The 17,992-nt window shown below is 61.9% G+C and carries 16 protein-coding genes; 9 read left to right on the forward strand and 7 right to left on the reverse strand.

Going from position 1 to position 17,992, the window contains the following annotated elements; translation table 11 throughout:
* The first annotated feature begins 97 nt into the window (after nucleotides 1–97).
* From H0194_RS09230 to H0194_RS09240, 3 genes are all read left to right on the forward strand, one after another.
* Complete coding sequence (locus H0194_RS09230; RefSeq protein ID WP_185175602.1) at nucleotides 98–424, forward strand: putative quinol monooxygenase; 327 nt, start codon at nucleotides 98–100, stop codon at nucleotides 422–424.
* Nucleotides 425–535: 111 nt separating this feature from the next.
* Nucleotides 536–1,888 carry a hypothetical protein gene (locus H0194_RS09235; RefSeq protein ID WP_185175603.1) on the forward strand — a complete coding sequence of 451 codons (1,353 nt, stop codon included), beginning with the start codon at nucleotides 536–538 and terminating at the stop codon, nucleotides 1,886–1,888.
* Between the two features lie 235 nt (nucleotides 1,889–2,123).
* Entirely contained in the window at nucleotides 2,124–3,473 is a 1,350-nt protein-coding gene (locus H0194_RS09240; protein WP_185175604.1) for a TetR/AcrR family transcriptional regulator, read from the forward strand.
* Nucleotides 3,474–3,478: 5 nt separating this feature from the next.
* Here H0194_RS09240 and H0194_RS09245 read toward each other — a convergent pair whose 3' ends face one another.
* Nucleotides 3,479–4,300, reverse strand: a complete 822-nt coding sequence (locus H0194_RS09245) for an HAD family hydrolase (RefSeq protein ID WP_246388887.1) — start codon at nucleotides 4,298–4,300, stop codon at nucleotides 3,479–3,481.
* 118 nt (nucleotides 4,301–4,418) lie between these two features.
* On the opposite strand from H0194_RS09245, the gene H0194_RS09250 reads away from it, so the two are divergent.
* Together H0194_RS09250 and H0194_RS09255 are read left to right on the forward strand one after the other, a co-directional pair.
* Entirely contained in the window at nucleotides 4,419–5,471 is a 1,053-nt protein-coding gene (locus tag H0194_RS09250) for an enoyl-CoA hydratase/isomerase family protein (protein ID WP_185175605.1), read from the forward strand.
* Between the two features lie 37 nt (nucleotides 5,472–5,508).
* A complete protein-coding gene (locus H0194_RS09255) occupies nucleotides 5,509–6,288 on the forward strand; it encodes a DUF1648 domain-containing protein (RefSeq protein ID WP_185175606.1) in 780 nt (259 codons plus the stop codon).
* A 10-nt stretch (nucleotides 6,289–6,298) separates the two neighbouring features.
* Here the strand turns inward: H0194_RS09255 and H0194_RS09260 are convergent, their stop codons facing one another.
* From H0194_RS09260 to H0194_RS09280, 5 genes are all read right to left on the reverse strand, one after another.
* Complete coding sequence (locus tag H0194_RS09260) at nucleotides 6,299–7,615, reverse strand: DUF6882 domain-containing protein (protein ID WP_185175607.1); 1,317 nt, start codon at nucleotides 7,613–7,615, stop codon at nucleotides 6,299–6,301.
* Nucleotides 7,616–7,666: 51 nt separating this feature from the next.
* The gene (locus tag H0194_RS09265) at nucleotides 7,667–8,854 is read right to left on the reverse strand and encodes a glycosyltransferase family 4 protein (RefSeq protein WP_185175608.1); all 1,188 of its coding nucleotides are present in this window, start codon (nucleotides 8,852–8,854) and stop codon (nucleotides 7,667–7,669) included.
* Nucleotides 8,855–8,874: 20 nt separating this feature from the next.
* A complete protein-coding gene (locus H0194_RS09270) occupies nucleotides 8,875–10,125 on the reverse strand; it encodes an NAD-dependent epimerase/dehydratase family protein (RefSeq protein WP_185175609.1) in 1,251 nt (416 codons plus the stop codon).
* 120 nt (nucleotides 10,126–10,245) lie between these two features.
* Nucleotides 10,246–10,839 carry a TetR/AcrR family transcriptional regulator gene (locus H0194_RS09275; RefSeq protein ID WP_185175610.1) on the reverse strand — a complete coding sequence of 198 codons (594 nt, stop codon included), beginning with the start codon at nucleotides 10,837–10,839 and terminating at the stop codon, nucleotides 10,246–10,248.
* A gap of 28 nt (nucleotides 10,840–10,867) precedes the next feature.
* Nucleotides 10,868–13,252: an MMPL family transporter gene (locus H0194_RS09280; RefSeq protein WP_185175611.1), complete on the reverse strand. Its 2,385-nt coding sequence runs from the start codon at nucleotides 13,250–13,252 to the stop codon at nucleotides 10,868–10,870.
* Nucleotides 13,253–13,369: 117 nt separating this feature from the next.
* On the opposite strand from H0194_RS09280, the gene H0194_RS09285 reads away from it, so the two are divergent.
* From H0194_RS09285 to H0194_RS09300, 4 genes are read left to right on the forward strand one after another with little or no spacing between them, the layout of a single operon-like run.
* Nucleotides 13,370–14,029 carry a hypothetical protein gene (locus H0194_RS09285; RefSeq protein ID WP_185175612.1) on the forward strand — a complete coding sequence of 220 codons (660 nt, stop codon included), beginning with the start codon at nucleotides 13,370–13,372 and terminating at the stop codon, nucleotides 14,027–14,029.
* A gap of 54 nt (nucleotides 14,030–14,083) precedes the next feature.
* Nucleotides 14,084–14,953, forward strand: coding sequence for a patatin-like phospholipase family protein (locus tag H0194_RS09290; RefSeq protein WP_185175613.1), 870 nt, complete (start codon nucleotides 14,084–14,086; stop codon nucleotides 14,951–14,953).
* Nucleotides 14,950–15,408: a hypothetical protein gene (locus tag H0194_RS09295; RefSeq protein WP_185175614.1), complete on the forward strand. Its 459-nt coding sequence runs from the start codon at nucleotides 14,950–14,952 to the stop codon at nucleotides 15,406–15,408. The genes H0194_RS09290 and H0194_RS09295 overlap by 4 nt, the downstream gene beginning before the upstream one ends.
* On the forward strand, nucleotides 15,398–16,177 hold the full coding sequence (locus tag H0194_RS09300; RefSeq protein WP_185175615.1) for an enoyl-CoA hydratase: 780 nt from the start codon (nucleotides 15,398–15,400) through the stop codon (nucleotides 16,175–16,177). The genes H0194_RS09295 and H0194_RS09300 overlap by 11 nt, the downstream gene beginning before the upstream one ends.
* Before the next feature lie 31 nt (nucleotides 16,178–16,208).
* Here H0194_RS09300 and H0194_RS09305 read toward each other — a convergent pair whose 3' ends face one another.
* Nucleotides 16,209–17,846: a peptide chain release factor 3 gene (locus H0194_RS09305; protein ID WP_185175616.1), complete on the reverse strand. Its 1,638-nt coding sequence runs from the start codon at nucleotides 17,844–17,846 to the stop codon at nucleotides 16,209–16,211.
* Between the last annotated feature and the right edge of the window lie 146 nt (nucleotides 17,847–17,992).

Genomic DNA, 17,992 nt, shown 5'->3' on the forward strand with positions numbered 1-17,992 from the left:
AATGATGTCCGAGGGTTGTTGTGCCCATTATTTCGCGCTACCTGTGATTTCTCATTAAGTGGTGTTAGATTTCTTTTTTACAACGTATTATGGGCATATGATTCAGATTAACGTTCTCTTTGATGTAAAACCGGAATTCGCTGATACTTTCTTGGAGAAAACTCAGTGGTACTCTGAAGCCTGCAATGCGGAGCCTGGCTGCCTCTTCTTCAAGATGTACGCCGACCCGGAAGACAAAACCAAGTTTATGCTGGTTGAGTCGTACAAGGATGGCGAGGACGTCACCCATGTCAACACCGAGCATTTTAAGCGCTCCTGCGAGGAATTCCCGCAGTACTTGGCTAAAACTCCGGACATCATCAACTACCAGATCGACGGCAAGACGGAGTGGGACAAGATGGCGGAGTACAAGGTCGAAGGCTAAATCCCTTAATTAACTCCCCTTATCGCGCGGATCGAGGGGCACAGTGGAAGCGAACGAAAACGGATGCTTAATGATGTGGCGGCTCCTGGTGGTACCGCAGAAGTAAACCCGATGCTGGCAATCATCGTGGATGCTGCTCGAGCAATCATCTCTGAAGAGGGGTTGGCAGAGCTCGATCTTTCCCGAGTATCCCACGAACTGGGGGTGCCTTCTGAAACGGTGGTTGCTGAGATCGCGACCACCAAGGACCTCCTGGTTGCTCTCGATGTGCCCTTGGTGAAAGTGCTTGATGCGTTCACCGTAAAACATCTGGAAGAGTTGCGGCCCGGACTGAGCACGGACTCGAGCTTGGGGGCGGGCATTGATCCCGTCTCGATTCTGCGGGCCTTGACGCGGGGCTACTATGAATTCGCGCGCGAGCGAACACACGTGTTTTACTCGATGGTCACGGAAACCGAGTTGCCCGTGAGCGAGGGCGGCTCGTTGGGACAAGGATTCCATGCCAAGGACTCGGTTACTCTGCAGCTGGCCAAAGAAGCCTGCGCGAATATTATCCGCAAGGAAACGTCGAGCGAGCCGTCCCTGGAACTCGTGGAAGCGACCATCCTGTGCTGGTGGGCGAATATTCATGGCATCGTTCATTTGTTGGCCCTCGGGATCCTCCGGAACCTTGGTTCGGTTGTGCAGACTCAGCTTCTATTGACGGCGTTCGAAAACTTTTTAGACGGGCTCTGCTACAACCTCCGCACCCCGGTGCACGTCAGCACCCATGAGCTGGTGACAAAAGTGGCGCGCTACGTGCGCGAACATGCGCTGAAAGCGGATGAGGTTATCGACGACCCGGAGCGGCGCCAGTTGATGCGTGGCGTACGCGCTGAGATTCTGAAATATGGCGTGGACACACTGAGCCTGTCAGGAGAGGCCGAAGCCGAAAATGTAAAACTCCGTGAAGCGGCAGCACGCTTCCGTAGCGCCATGACCTATGGTGAGGAGCTTGAGCGGCACTTGGACCGGCAAATGGAGTCTTTTGTTGAGACCTCCATTGACCTTATGGGCGTGGACAAGTCGGCCGCGGAAGTTCTGTGCGGGATTGCCGCAAGCTACTTCACCTGGGCATTAGACTACCCGGACAACCTCGAAGCAATTGTCCTTGTAGCGACGCAATCGATCGTGCCGACCAATTTTGACCGCTCCGACTCAGACTTCGAAATGGGGCGCGCGTATTCGCGGATGACGGATTGGTTCACCCAAGCCTTCATCGAGGAGGGCGCACCCAAAGATGCTTGGTTGCTCTTCCGCCAGGCGGTTGTGGGCTGGGCAACGGTGCTGGGCATTAGCCACCTGTGTTCGCGAGGCTTTTTGGAGCAACTCCCAGAAGAGAGAAAATTCGCCTTGCTTGTCCATCAATCGAATATCATGGTGGCCGGCCTCATGACGTCTCTTCATGACGGAGACTCCGTGTAGCTTTGTTGCTCACATTGCTGTGACAACGTGTGAATACGGGTGCCGCCGTCGCGTGGTGAGTCATGACATGTGACGAACTTGCTTCGGGGATTGGCGAGTGTTGTAGACTAAATGTTAACTGTCAATGTGCGGTCTATCCAGCGAGTTTGCGGGTGGATAGTGTGGCCGTTTCTCAGTGGAGAAATCCTGCTAATTCCTTTCATAAACCATAATCTCAAAAGAAGGTGTCAACACTTTGTCTGAGGCGCGGGAATCGGTTGTGCAGGCCGACAAGAATCGCATCGTTAATGAGGTGATGCACCTTATCTCGGTGGAGGGTCACTCGGCTGTCAGCGTGGAGAGTGTCGCCCGTGCGCTCGGGGAGCCGGTTGAACTAATCAAACAGCATTATCCCACGACCGCCGCCCTCATTAGGGCTAGTCAGCCAGCGACGCTGAAGGTTCTCGATGGCGTAGCTTCCGAGCGGCTCCAGGCCTTGGAGCAGGGCGCAGGCTCGCGCGATGTACTTTCGGCAATCGCCGAAAGTTATTTTTCGTTTGCACGCTCGAACCCTAAGCTCTTTTACTGCTTTATGACCGAGCACGCATTTCTGGACGAGGAACTGGAAGCGTCGATCGTGATGGACTTTCAGCTTGACGCCAGTTTGACGCTCAACGTTATTGCTGAAAACGCCGCGGCGCTTGTTGCTGAAGTCAAAGGCGATGAACCTTCCACAGACGACGTCGATTTTGTCATCCTGAGTCTGTGGGCGGCTGTCCACGGCTTGTCTCACCTGTGCACGCTGGGTATTCTTCGGCACCTTGGCAAGGGCATGCACCGACAGCTGATGGACGCTCTGCTTGCGATGTATTTTGCAGGCGTGGACAAGGCTCTGCGGGAACCCAATCAGATGGTATGCAGCGACAAGATGGGTTCGCTTGTGGCTGCCGCGCAGGACAATGGCCTTCGTCTTGAGGACGTGGTGGACTCAGCAGTACGCCGTGAGATCTTCCTTGCCACCCGCGAGGAAGTCGCGGATAATGGTGCCGAAAACCTCACACTGGCGAGCGTCGCGGAGCGCGACGGACACGACGTCGCATTTGTGGCCACGTTGTTCGACACCCCATTGACCCTGCTGCGTCAGATGGAAGACGAATGTGATGAGGAGTCCTACTCTTACCTCGTGGAGGGGGTGCGTCCCATGGGGGAGGACGCCAACGCTATCGACGGCCTCATCGGCATGATTGGTGGCTACTGCGCTTGGGCGATCGATAACCCTGAGGCCTTTGATGCGATCATTTTCGCTGCTTCCCAATCCATTATTCCGGAGGGTGAAAGTCCTACCGATCCTACGGCGGGGATGGGTAAAGCCTATGCACTCGAAGTGCAGTACTTCCAGCGTTTCTTTGAAGAACAAGGCGCAACGGCCGATCCGTGGCTGACTTACCGCCATGTGCTCATCGGGTGGGCGTCTGTCCACGGCATAGCCCACATGATCTCGCGTGGTTACATGCACCGCGTCCCGTTGCTTGCGAAGGTCGAACTCATCGCCAATCAGGCGAATATCACGATACTCGGGCTGCTAGACACGATGACGCGTAAGTAGGTGAGTTAGGCCTTTAGCCCCAACATCTCGCGCAGGACGGTGATGACTCCCGCCTCGGTGTTCGGTGGCGCGATGCGGTCAGCGATGGCCTTGAGCTTGGGGTGGGCGTTCTCCATGGCGACGGCGGTGCCCGCGGCGTCGAGAAGCTCATAGTCGTTGAGGAAATCGCCGAAGGCCACCGTGTCCGAAACGGGGATGTCGAGTGCCCGGGCCATGTTGGTCAGCGCGACGCCTTTGTTCGCCCCGCGGGCCATGACGTCGAGCCACACCGCGCCGGAGATCGCCACATCTTGGTCCGGCACCGCGGCAAACATTGCTGGTGCTACATGTTCTTCGGTCCCGGCGGCGCAGTAGATTGCGATCTTGATGATGTCATGCTCGGCGGCGACGGCGTCCAGGTCACCGACGTAGGTGGTGGCGCGGTAGTAGTTGCGGACCTGCTTCCGGGTGGACTCCGGGGTGGAGTCCAGGAGGTAGGCCATCTCGGGGGTACAGAGGACAAAATCCGAGTCCGCGCGGATCTGCGTCCGCGCCTCCAGCACACGCCGCACCGCTTCCTTGTCAATAACCGTGGTGGACACGATCTTCCCGTCGTGGAAAACTACGGTGCCGTTTTCGGCGATATAGGATGTCGGCTCTACGTCCACTCCGGTGTGCTCGGAGGCAAACATGTCCTGCAGAGTCGCGAGTTGGCGCCCAGACGCCGGGGCGATGGCCACACCCTGTTCCTGGGCGTGGCGCAGCAACGGCCAAAATTCCTCCGGAACCTGGCTGTTGTCGTCCAACAGTGTGCCGTCCATGTCCAATGCGATGAGCCGTGGTGCCACGAGGGGCCTTTCTTTTCCAACAGTTCAGTTGCCACCCATCGTTACAGGAGCGATGCCTCCCGCTACAGGAGGGGCAATGTTCTGCGAAATCACTGAGTGATGTGGAACACTATTGTGTATGGCAGCTGAAACACTTTCTACGTACGTTCGCAACACTACCGGAGTCATCGAATTGGACCGCCCAAAGGCACTCAACTCGCTGAACCCGGAAATGATCCGCGGTATCAAGGAGATCCTGGAGCAGTGGCGTGACGACGCCGCGGTGACTCAGGTCCTGGTCCGCTCTACTGGCCCCAAGGCGTTCTGCGCGGGCGGCGATGTGCGCGTCGCCCGCGACGGAGTGGTGGCCGGAAACTTCGAGGAGACCGACGGCTTCTTCGAGATGGAATACGCGATGAACAACCTCATCGGCACTTTCCCCAAGCCCTATATCGCGCTTATCGACGGCGTGGCGATGGGCGGCGGGCTCGGTATCAGCGCGCATGGCAGCCACCGCATCGTCAGCGACAAGGCTTTCGCCGCCATGCCGGAGATGAATATTGGTTACATCACCGATGTCGGGCTGTCCTATTCCTCCCAGCGGATGGTGGGCACCCGCGGCAAGCCTTCCCCGGAGCTCGCGCTGTTCTGGGCGACCACGGCCTACCGCATGTATGCGGCGGATATGTTGTGGACTGGCCTGGCCACCCATTATGTCCCCAACATCACAGAGGCGCTGGTAGACGATATCATTGCCCGCGGCGTCGACGCCGCGCTTGCCGACGCCGCGCACACCCCCAATGGGGAGGCGCCACTGGTGGCTCTGGCCCCCGCCATCGAGGAAACCTTTGCCCCGGGGTCGTGGGAGGAGATCGCCGCGGCGGTGGCTGCGCACTCGAACGAAGAGCTCAAGGAACTCGTCACGGAAGCTACCGCCGCCGCAAGCCCAACCTCGTTGGTCGCCGCGGTCGAGCTGTTCAAGGCCAACGCCAACGTCGCCGACCTGCGCGCCGGGCTGGACAACGAGTATGCGGTGGGCACCTACCTGCTGCGTCAGCCCGACTTCGTCGAAGGCGTACGCGCCGTGCTCGTGGACAAGACCAAGGATCCGCAGTTCCAGCCGGCATCCGTCGCGGAGGTGGACAAGGAAGCCATCGTTGCGCTGCTTAACTATGGTGACTATGGTGGGTAGGTATCTAATTTTTCGACCTCGATAAGGAATGCGCGCGATGGGGCAGGGCGACCAGAGCCAAGACGACCAGAGCTCGGACGGCTCGGGACACGGCCACAACAACGCACCACAGGTTGTGGCCGTCCCGCATCGTCTCTTCTTGCTCGGTGTCCTCGCTATCGTCGCGCTATCGGTCTACGGACTGCTCAATATCGAGCACATCCCGGACCCCATGCCGGTGCACTGGAACGGCCGCGGTGAGGCGGACAACTTCGTCACCCGCACTCCGGCCACCGTGCTCGGCATGGTGGCGGTCATCCCGCTAGTTCTCCTGGTCATCATGTGGGGCTGCGCCGCACTCATCAGGGCGCAGGCCATGACCCCGCCCACGGGGTGGACCGCACAAGAACGCGCCACTGCCGAGCAGCGCGGCGCGCGTACGAAAGCGACCGCACACTACTCGTTGCGGCCGTTTGCCGGCTGGTCGGTGGCGCTCGCCGTGTGGTTGTCGCTCATGCTGCTGTGCGACATCATGGGGTGGCTGCCCGGGAGGTGGTCACTAGTATTGACTATCGTTGGCGTGCTCGGCATCACCTTGGGTCTGTTGGTATCCATGATGTTCGCCGCCGAAAAGGCGCGACTGGAATTCCCTCCCAGCGAAGGAGAGCCGGACATCAAGTGGGGTGTGTACTACAACAACCCGGACGACAAGCGCACCTTTATCGAGACCGCCCCGGGGAACTACACGGTCAATCTCGGGCACACGGCGGGGCGACTAGTCACAGCTGCGATGCTCGCCCCGCTGGTGCTTGCTCTGCTGATACCCCTTCTCGTCTAGGTCACGTGCGCTAGCGGGCGTCGCGGAAGCGTTCGTAGGCGCGCCGGGCTCGGTGAGCATCGATGCCGGGCGGGGTGGGGATGGCCAGGATGGTGTCTTTCGCGCGGGCGGCGACGTCGGCGGGGCCGGCTGGGGCGCGGAGCTCCGGTGGGTTGATGAGCACGATGCCGCGCACGCGCTGCGTGGGATCCTCGGGGTGCGGGCCGAGCTCCACGCTGAGGTGGGTCCACCACTGCAGGATGGGTTTGGTCACGTTGATGAGGTCGCTGGCCTCCGCGTCATCCAGGGACAGTTGCGGCCGGATAAGATCCGCGATTCCTTGCTGCGTAGCGAAGTCTTTGATGCGGTGCGCGGCGCGCGCGATGGGGAGGTGTGCCACGAAGGGATCTGCCCACGCCCACGTCCAGGTATCGGCAGTGCAGGTGGCGATGAGCGCAGCTGGGCCGCGCGTGGCGGCCGCGCCGTCGCGTAGCGCAAAGGAACTTTCCGGGATGGACACGTGCGCCTCCGGCCGGGGGAAGCGGGCATCCAGGAGCATCTCGTGCTCCGCCGCAAAGTAAAAGGCATCGGCTTGGATGTCTGCCAAGGACAGCGCGTTCTCGTTGCCAGTGGCGGCAGCGATGCGGGTCGGGTGGGCGGCCTGGAAGGTCACACGGCTGCCGTCGCCGAAGGCCACGGTGCGGCCTGTCGGGGAGGCGTTGGAGCCAGGATGGCTGCCGGTGTTGGTGACGAGCTCGGCGGAGAGGCCGCGCTGGGCGGCGTAGGCCATGACGGCGCGCCACTCGTTGCGCTCGCGCAGTGTACGCGGTACCTGGGGCAGAGAGTTGAAGCCGCGCGACGGAAGCTCGGCGAGGAAATTCGTTGTCGCCGCGTGTACCGGCGGGAGTGGGGCATCGCTGTTCACCACAATCAGCTGCGTCGGGCGGTGCTCGTCGCCAGCCCGCAACACCACCGGCTGTCCGCCACACAGCGTGCGCGCGGCAGCCACGAGCAGCGGGGTATAAGGCTGCGAGCCGGAGCGCAGCTCGGCAATGCCCAGGCCTGCGAGGTCGTTGACACGCGAGGTCGTCCATTCCCACGACTGGGTGGTCAGGTGCGCGATGACGGTGCCTGTAAAGTCCGTGGTCGTGTGGTTGGGGCCATGGATGCGCACGTCCACGGGGATATCTAAGGCGAGATCTGGCGTTGTGGTGTCGGCGGTACCGCCGTTGAACTCCACGCCGGTGATGGGACCGACCTGCCTGTGAAAGGCGGCGTCGTGGGCAGAGGAGCTCAGGAGACCATCGATGACCACGTCGTCGAGTGATTCCGGCGGGGAGTAGACCATGCTGTGATTGTACTGTGTGAAGTAGGTGAGCGGGGTAGGGGTGTGGGCAGGCTAGGCGTCGTGACGCGGGCGGGCGTTGTCGCGGCGGGCGATGGCGCGTTCGTACACATCCACCACGCTGCGTGTGGCTTCCAGCCAGGAGTGGCGCAGCGCCTCCTCGCGGCCGGCGCGCCCCATGCGCTGACGCAGCGCGTCGTCGGAAAGCAACTCCACGATCCGGTCAGCCCACTGGGTGTTTTCCGCAGCGACCTGTTCAGGTGTGGCGTCGTGCGGGGCGGGATCGATGAGGAAGCCGGTCTCGCCCTCGTCCAAGACGAAGGGGATGCCCCCGGCGCGGGCGCCGATGACGGGGACCTCTGAGGCCATGGACTCCAGCGCCACCAGGCCCAGGGTTTCCGTGCGGGAAGGGAAGACAAACACGTCCGCTGAGGCGAAGGCGGCGGACAGCTCGTCGCCGGAGAGGTATCCGGTGAAGGTGCAGTACTCCGGGTTGAAGTCCTGCTGGAGTTGCTCTACGTTGGGACCGGAACCCACCATCGCCAGGCGCGCGCCGGGTACGCGTTCGCGGACCTGCGCCATGATGGGAGACAGCTCGTGGAGGTGCTTTTCTTTGGAAATGCGGCCGATATACGCCACGACGGGGGACTGGGGGTTGCCGTTGGTCAGCTTCTCCCGCATGGCGGCGGTGGCCTTGTCCGGGTGATAGGTGTCCGTATCCACGGCCTTGGGCCACAGCTCCACGTGCTTCATACCCAAGCCCCGCGCCTTGTCCACCATGGGACCCGAGGTGCATAGGTTGATGTGCGCCTGGTTGTGCAGGAAGTTGATGGCCGTGGCGGCGGGCTTCTTCAGCCACGCGATGCCAAGTTCCTCGGTGTACTCGGGCACATTGGTATGAAAGCTGGCCACCAGCGGCAGGCGCAGCGCTTTGGCCGCGAGCACGCCGCAGCCGGCGGTCCACACCGGGTTCACCGCGTGGATGACGTCCGGGTCAAGGTCGCGCAGGGTCTGGAAATCCTGAGGCTTCGGAATGCCGTATTTGACCTCCGGGTAGGCGAAGAAAGAGATCGCGGGAACCGGAACGACGTCGAAACGCCCAAACTTCGCTGGCGGGTTGCCCGGGGCGAAGATGAGGACGTCATGCCCTAGGGCGTCGAGCTGCTCCAGGGTGCGGGTCAATCGGGTGACGATCCCGTCGATTTTGGGCAGGAACGTCTCCGTGAACAGTGCGATGCGCATGCAGGCTGCGGTTTCCGGTTCTACGCCTGGGCGGGAGTGGGGACTGCGTCGTCTGCGCCGTCCGCGCCGTCCTTGGCTGCCTCCGAATCGGGGACGCCCGCGGCCTGGTTCTTAGTCCAGAGGGACTGCGCGGGGATCTTGGAGCGGTCGCAGCGATCGGCGTACTTCTTGGCCACTTCCTCCACCTCATGGAGCAGACCCTCGGACAAAGTGGTGGGGTTCAGGCCCAGGGACAAGAAGGTATCGTTGGCTACGTGCAGCTCGTTCTCCGCGGCCTCCTTGCGCGGGTTCGGGACCATGGCCACCTCCGCGCCGGAGATCTTCGCGATGAGGTTAGCCAGCTCGACGACGCGGTGGGTCTCGGTCATCTGGTTAATGATCATGACGCGGTCGCCGCGCTGCGGCGGGTTGTTGAGCGCGATCTCGATGCAGCGAACCATGTCGCGGATATGGATGAAGGCGCGGGTCTGGCCGCCGGTGCCGTGGACAGTCAGCGGGTAGCCAATGCCGGCCTGCATGAGGAAGCGGTTGAGCACCGTGCCATAGTCGCCGTCGTAGTCAAAGCGGTTGATAAGGCGCTCGTCCTTCATCGTCTGCTCGGTGTGCGTACCCCAGATAATGCCCTGGTGCAGATCAGTGATGCGCAGCTCGTCGTTCTTGGCGTAGTACGCGAACAGGTGCTGATCCAGCACCTTGGTCATGTGGTACACCGAGCCCGGGTTGGACGGGTAGAGGATGGACTGCTCCACCTTGCCGCCGTCGGGTACGGCCACTTCCACGTCGAGGTAGCCCTCGGGGATTTCCATACCGGCGGTGCCATAGCCGTAGACGCCCATGGTGCCCAGGTGCGCGATGTGGATGTCCTTACCGGATTCCACGACAGCAGCCAACAGGTTGTGGGTGGCGTTAATGTTGTTGTCCACGGTGTAGCGCTTGTTGCGCGCGGACTTCATGGAGTACGGCGCGGCGCGCTGCTCAGCAAAGTGGACGATCGCATCTGGGGAGTAGGTATTGATGAACTCCAGTAGGCCGTCATAGTCTTGCGCCACATCGATGTTGTGGAAGGACAGCTCCTTGCCGGAGACTTCCTTCCAAGCCGCGATGCGTTCTTCGATGGAAGCAATCGGGGTGAGGGACTCGGCTCCCAGCTCCTTGTCAATAGCCCGGCGGGACAGGTTATCAACGATGGCCACGTCGTGGCCCTGGTCGGAGAGGTAGAGGGAAGCGGGCCAACCGCAGAAGCCGTCGCCGCCTAGAATCGCAACCTTCACTGTTTTATTTCTTCCAATCATCGCGGGCAATTACATTCAACAATCTGTGGCGCAAAAAGTGCCTCATAAAACCATACCCGCCAGCGACCCTCTTCGGGGCGGTGGCGGGTGAATGTTTCGTTAACAGCTGCGCAAGATGCTAAAAGCTTGGCGCACCATCCGGGTGCCTACTTCCTTGTCCTGTGGTTCGGGCAGGCTCAGGAACTTTTCTACGGCCATGAGTCCCGCCGCAGCGGCTACTCGAACCTTGACTTCGACGCTAAAAACGTCCTCCGTGGTGCGTTCCGTAAATGCTTTAAGAAGCGGGTTAACCAGGGCGTAAGCTTCCTCCTTGGACGGCGGCGGTCCGCCGAGTCCGCCGTGGTTACCCGCGGAGTCCGCGACGAGAAATAGGCTGGTGATGGAGCGAATCGGAGGCTCCTCAGCCCGCACCCCCGACACCACGAGTTCCTCAACGATGTCCACCGTGTCCAGCTCGGCAGGGAAGTGCTTGACCTGTTCTGCCACCTCCACAATGGTGGTCTCGATGAAAGCGAGGAGCGCTTTATCTAACCCCGTGAAGTAGTTATGGAACGTACGGGTGGTTACCCCGGCGGCCTTGGCGATGGTGGCCACAGTGAATGACTCGTAGCCTTCGGTGAGCAGGATCTGCGCGGCGGCATCGGCGATTGCGTTGCGCGTCGCGGCCTTCTTGGTTTCTCGCAATCCACTCATGTGTGTCCTCTCTTTCTTGAGGGCCTTACTAGACCGTTACCTGTGCCGCGGCCGCCGAGTCCTGTTCATCGCGTGGGGAGTTGCCGCCCGTCGATTGTGTGAGGGCCTCGCCTTCCACGTCCAAGTTGGGGAGGATCTTATCCAGCCACTTTGGCAGTTTCCAGGCGCGGTCATCCAGTAGGAACATCGTGGCCGGGATGATCATCATGCGCACCACGAACGCGTCGAAGGCCACCGCGACCGCCAGAGCAAAGCCCATGGTCTTGATGAAGGGTTCGTCGATAAGCATGAAGGCCGCGAACACGGAGATCATAATCAGCGCCGCGGCCGTGACCACGCGGGCGCCGTGTTTGAAACCGTTCGACGTTGCGTTGCCCGCGGTCTTGCCGTGGACGAAGCCCTCGCGCATGCGGGTGACCAGGAATACCTGGTAGTCCATCGCCAGGCCGAAGACCAGGCCGATGAGCATGATGGGCAGGAAGGACAGTAGTGGCTGCGGGTCGTCGATAATGCCGAACATGCCCTCCTGGAACACCGCGACCGTCACGCCGAACGCGGCGGCGACAGACAGGCCGAATCCCAGCGCGGCGATGAGCGGCACCCATATGGAACGGAAGACCAGCATGAGAACGATGAACGCCAAACCCAAAACGATGGCGATGTAGGGCAGGAGGACGTCAGTGAGGCGCTCGGAGATGTCGTCGAACACCGGGGTGATGCCGGTGATGCCGAAGGTGGCGCCGGTGGATTCCTCGAACGCGCCCTGGTGTTCGCGCAGCGCATTGAGGGTGTCGGTGGTCTTCTCATCGGTGGCGCCGGTGGACGGGGTGATCATGATCTGCGCGGCGTCCATGTCCTTGGTGGTCTGGACAATCTGCGCGTTGGCCACGCCTTCGGTCTCATTGAAAGACTTCAATGCCTCGTGGAACGCAGCCATGCGGTCTTGCTTGTCGACGTTCTGTGCGTCCACATAGGCGATCATCGGGGCATTGCGGCCCGGGCCGAAGGCCTCTTCGGTCATCTCGTAGGCGGTGCGCTGTGGACTGCCCAGCTTGGACGTGCCGTCGGTGGGCATGGCCAGTTGCAGGTTCGCGGCGGGCAGTGCCAGGATGCCCAGCAGGACCACACCGGCCACGAGGTGCATAATGGGGCGCTTGCGGATACGGCGCACCCAGAGTAGGCCCATGGTGGGCTTCTCGTCCTCCGGGTCCGGGACCTTCGGGCCGGGGAAACGCAGCGCGAACACGCGCGTGCCCAACAGGCCGAGCAGGGCCGGGAGGAACGTGATGGCCACCAGTACGGCGAGCGCCACGGTCATGGCCGCGGCGATGGCCATGGCAGTGAGGAACGGGATGTTGATGATCGACAGCGCGGCCAGTGCGATAAGAACGGTGATGCCGGCGAAGACCACGGACGAACCCGCGGTGCCCACGGCCATGCCCATGGCGTGTGCTCGGGTGTCCTTGTCCATCTTCTTCAGCTCTGCCGCGAGCTCCTTGGGGCTCAAGTCGTTGAGTCCAGAGGAGGTGATGAGCTGATTGCGGAAGCGCGCGACAATAAACAGTGCGTAGTCGATGCCCACGGCCAGGCCGATCATGGAGGCCAGCATCGGGGTCATGTCATTGATGGAGTCCGTAAACAGGGTGCCCAGCTGGACGCCGAGGATGCCCACGCCCACGCCAATGACGGCGGAGATGAGCGGCGTACCCGCGGCCACGAAGGAGCCGAAGGTGATGAGCAAGACGATGGCCGCCACGGCTAGGCCGATGGTCTCGGCTTTCATGTCCATCTCGCCCGCGGCCTGGAACACAGTGCCCTGGTAGGCCACTTGGAGGTCGCCGTCGTCGTAATCGGCAACGATGTCCTTCACCGCCTGGAGATCCCCGTCGGGTACCTCCATGGTGCTCGGGGCATCGAAGGTGAAGTTGATGAGACCAGTGGACTGATCCTCGCTCAACGGGGACAGTGCCTGGAGGTTGTCGTCGATGACCGGCTGCGGCATGCCTTGAGCCTTCATCTGCTTGCCCATCTGGGCTTCCATTCCCTTGGCGGCCATAACGGGGTTGACGATGGCCTCGGCGTCTTTGTAGGAGGCGGCGCCCTTGATGTCGTCAGCCAGGGCGCTGACTTCCTGCATGACCTCGGGATCGGTGAGCTTCTTGCCCTCGGGGGCCTTGACGACGACCGTGCCGGCCGGCTCACTCATGGCGTCGCCGTCGGTGCCAAAGCGGTCGTTCATCTGCTCCATGGTGACTGTGGAGTCCATGTCTGGCATGGAGAAGCTGGGGGAGGGGTCTTTGGCGAAGTTGGCCGCCAGGCCGCCGAGTGCGACGAGCAGCACCAGCCAGAAGGCGAGGAAGGGCCACGCGGTCCGATAGGACCAACGGCCAAGTTTGTACAGGAACTTTGACATTGAAGAGTATCCTTGAACAGGTAAGTTGCAGTGACCGTGCAAGATTACATCTGTCGTGCAAAGTTGCGCAACTTGTGCAAAATTTCCGGCCGGTGTCAGGCTTGTAGACTTGCACACATGCTCCTTGCTGCCGTCACCAACGCCTTTGCCGATTCGCTTAATGCCCTGCTCATCGGCGTCATCGTGGCGCTGGGCGTTATGCTGCCGCGCGGTAGCTACAAAAAGGTCGTGCCGCTGCTCATTGTCGGCGACTGGTTGGGCGTCTTCACCCTCGCGGTGGCGTGCATGGCCATCTTCGACGGTTTAGATGAGCAGGTGAAACGGCTGACAGAATCCCCGGTATTTGGCTGGGCACTCATCGCGGTGGGCGTGCTCATCGGTGTGCTCACCCTCATGAGCAAGCCCGGCGGCGACAACAAGCTCGTCGCCCGCATCCTGGAACCGCTGCGCGCCCCGGGGCCAAAGACCGTGCTGGTGGGCTTCATCCTCGGCTTCGTCCAATCAATCACCTCCGCCCCCTTCTTCGCCGGGTTGCTGTTCCTCATCGCCGGCGGCTACGGCCCGCTCATCAACTACGGCGGCATGGTCATCTACGCTTCCATCGCGCTCTCGCTGCCCACACTCAGTGCCCTCCTGGTCGGCTGGGTTCGTTCCTACCCTGACAGCCCCGCTGGCCGCGCGTTTGCCGCTGCCCGTGACAAGGCGGATGAACTGTCCAAAGCCAGCGGATTTGTGGTCGCCGGGATCCTTATCGCCCTTGGTGTGGTCTACCTCTAGTCGGGCCTGGCAGCACCCGCCTCAGCGAGCAGAACGCGCGTAGACTGGTCCACTGTGATTGATGCATCGGATACCGCGCTAGTGATTGAGGGCGGCGGTATGCGCAACTCGTATACCGCCGCGTGCATTGAAAAGCTCATTCGCGAAGACGTGGCCTTTGGCCTCGTCGCGGGCGTGTCCGCTGGGGCCTCGCATACCGCCAATTACCTCGGGCGCGATCCCGAGCGCACAGTGGAGTCCTTCGTGGAATTCGCGAACAACCCCTCCTTCGGCGGGGTCAACTCGCTGCTCAAGGGGCAGGGCTACTTCAATGCCGAATACATTTACGAGCGATCCGCGGACAAAGATCTGCCGTACAACTTCGATGCTTTCCTTGCTCACCCCACGGACATGATCCTGGCCGCGACCCGCGCGGATAATGGTGAGGGCGTCTACTGGACGCGACAAGACATTAAAAACAAAGCGGACCTCATGATGCGTGTGCGCGCCTCTTCTACGCTGCCGATGATCATGCCCATGCGCTTTATCGACGGCGTCCCCTTCGTCGACGGCGCTCTGGGGGAGTCCGGCGGCATTCTTATCGACGCCGCGGAGCGCGCCGGGTACCAGAAATTCCTGTTTATCGGCTCGCGCCCCCGCGGCTACGTGCGCCCGCAAGTCACCCGCCACGGCATCGTGCGCCGCGCGTTCTATCGCTACCCGGCCGTGGGGGAGGCGCTCATCGCCCGCGCGGACCGCTACAACCAGGCCAAGGATCGCTTACTGGAGCTCGAGCGCGCCGGGCAGGCCTGCTTGTTCTTCCCGGAGGACATGCAAGTCGCCTCCACGGAACGCAACCATGCCAAGCTGCAGGCCAACTACGAGGCCGGCCGCAGTCAGACTTATGCTGAGTGGCCACACTGGAAGGAATTCTTAACCTCATGACACCCCACTTTTCTGACGCCTCGATGCTGCATGCCGACGGCGTGCAGTCCTTCCCGCGCGACGTCGTTCTGGACGGCTATGATCTGCCCGACCAGCACCTTATCGACCACGCCATCGTCCAGCTTGGCGGGCCGTTCGCCGACCATCCGCTGTGGCTGCTCATCGTCATGGCCCTGGCCGTCGCCTCGGGCGCGGTGGGCGTGGCCGCCGCGGCGACGGGCAGGCGTCGCTCCGCGGCAACTTTTCTCACCGTCGGTGCCGTCGGCGTGTGGGCGAAGCACCTATTCGCAGTCCTCACCATCCCGCAAGCCGCCGTCAACGACTGGTCCGTGGCTGGTTACGTGGCCAAGTACTACGCCGCGTGCTTTGGGACGCAGACGGTTCTGGTGGTTTTCATTACCCTGGTGTTCGTTAGCTGCCTCATCTTCGTCAGGAGGAAATCACATGTCGGATAGCAACGCTTCGGTGCTTAGCAAGACCAAGGGCGGGGTGGGCATCATTACCCTCAACCGCCCCCAAACACTCAACGCCCTCAACATGGACATGCTGTGCGGAGTGGTGGAGACCGCCCAGGGCTTTGATGCTGATCCGGACATCGGTGCCATCGTCATCACGGGCTCCGAGAAAGCCTTCGCTGCCGGCGCGGACATCAAAGAAATGGCTTCCAAGTCCGCTATCGACATGTTCAATGAGGACTGGTTCGCCGGTTGGGCCGCGCTGTCGCAGGTACGCATTCCGGTTATCGCTGCGGTCAACGGTTATGCGCTCGGCGGTGGCTGCGAGCTGGCGCTCATGTGCGACTTTGTTATCGCGGGTGAGAAGGCCAAGTTTGGTCAGCCCGAGGTGAATCTCGGTGTGTTGCCCGGCATTGGTGGTTCCCAGCGCCTCACCCGTGCCGTCGGAAAATCCAAGGCCATGGACATGTGCCTGACTGGCCGCATGATCGACGCCGACGAAGCGGAGCGCGCCGGGATGGTGTCTCGCGTCGTCGCTGCGGATGCCCTTATGGACGAGGCGCTCGATGCAGCGAGCACCATTGCTGCTCGCTCCCGCGTTGCCACTCAGCTCGTCAAGGAAGCGGTCAACACGGCCTTCGAGACCCCGTTGCAGCAGGGGCTACTTCACGAGCGTCGTCTGTTCCACCTGGCGTTTGCCTCTGAGGATCAAAAGGAAGGCATGGCCGCGTTTAGCGAGAAACGCGACCCGAACTTCACCAACCGCTAGGCGATCCTGCACGGCTCGCGTCAGTGATCTCCTAGTCCGCGACGAGTGTCTCCAGCGTGAACTCCGGGTGCTCCTTTTCGATGAAGGCGAGCTTCCACTTGTCGCCGAATAGGGCGATGAGTTCGCCGTCGGTGCGGGTGAAGATCTCCACGCCGCGCTGGCGGCCAAGGTCTTCAGCGGAGGCGGCGTCGGTGCGGCGCGCCACGGAGTACGGAATGGGTTCGGTGACGGTTTCCACGTTGTACTCGTTTTCCATGCGGGCCTGCATGACCTCGAACTGCATGGGGCCCACCGCCGCCATGACGGGCGCGGCGTCGCCACGCAGGTCGTTGCGCAGGATCTGCACGACGCCCTCGGCAGCGAGGTGATCGAGGGCCTTGCGGAACTGCTTGTACTTGCCCAGGGACTTCGCGCGCAAAGTGCGGAAGTGCTCCGGCGCGAACTGTGGCATCGGCGGGAACTGCACCGGCTTGCCGTCAAAGATGGTGTCACCCGGGGCCAGGGAACCGGCGTTGACCAGGCCCACGATGTCGCCGGGGTACGCGGCTTCCACCGTGGAGCGGGTGCGCCCGAACACCGTCAGCGCGTACTTGGTGGAGAAGGAGCGACCCGACTGGGCGTGGGTGACCTGCATGCCGCGGCCGAATTCGCCAGAGACCACGCGCATGAATGCCAGGTTATCGCGGTGCTTTTTGTCCATGCCGGCCTGCACCTTGAAGACAACGCCGGAGAATTCCTCGTCGATGTCGCGGCGTTCGTCCATCGCGCTTGTCGAGGCCTCGACTGCCTTCGGGTCGCTGTCGCGCCCGCGCGGGGCCGGCGCCAGCGCACACAGGGTGTCGAGGATCTGGTGGACACCGAAGTTGAGCATCGCGGAGGCAAAGATGGTGGGCGAGGTGGTGCAGGACTCGAACAACTCTTGATCGTGGACGGCACCGTCCATGGTCATGAGCTCAACTTCCTCGACGGTGGTTTCCCACACATCACCCTCGCGGGAGGCGGCCTCGTCGGGGGAGTAGTGCTCCTCCGGGGCGATGGTGGAACCACCCGCGGTGCGCAGGAAGTGCACGTACTCGTCCACTTCGCCGTCCTCGGTAATGCGCGCGAGGCCGCGGAAGTCGCCGGCCTCGCCGACGGGCCAGTACATCGGGGTGGGCTGCAGGCCGATCTCGTTGACGATTTCGTCGACGAGTTCCAGCGGGGTGCGGCCGACGCGGTCCCACTTGTTGATCACAGTGATGATCGGCAACCCGCGGGCCTTACACACGCGGAAGAGCTTGAGGGTCTGGGGCTCGAGGCCCTTCGAGGCGTCGACAAGCATGACCGCGGCGTCCACGGCGGTGAGCACACGGTAGGTGTCCTCCGAGAAGTCCGCGTGACCCGGGGTGTCCACCAGATTGATCATGTAAGGCTCGCCCTCGTGGCCCTCGGGCGCGTACTCGAATTGCAGCGCCGAGGAGCCGATGGAGATGCCGCGCTCTTTTTCCATGTCCATCCAGTCGGAGACAGTGGACTTGCGGCCGGCCTTGCCATGGACGGCACCCGCCTCGGAGATGACGTGGGCGTGCAGGGCGAGGGCCTCGGTGAGCGTGGACTTACCGGCATCCGGGTGCGCGATGACGGCGAAGGTGCGGCGGCGTTGTGCCTCAGATGCGACGGTGGTGTTCATTGCTCCTACCTTAGTGGTTTCGCCGTGGGCTTTGAAACTGGCTCGGAGGCAGGGGCGGCAGAGACGAGCGCGAATAGGGGGCAGGCGGGAATAAGAAAAGCGTGGGGAGGCGTTAGACTAAAAACAACTTGTTGACGTATCACTTT

Origin of the sequence: Corynebacterium incognita, assembly GCF_014217255.1 — a bacterium.
GTDB lineage: Bacteria > Actinomycetota > Actinomycetes > Mycobacteriales > Mycobacteriaceae > Corynebacterium > Corynebacterium incognitum.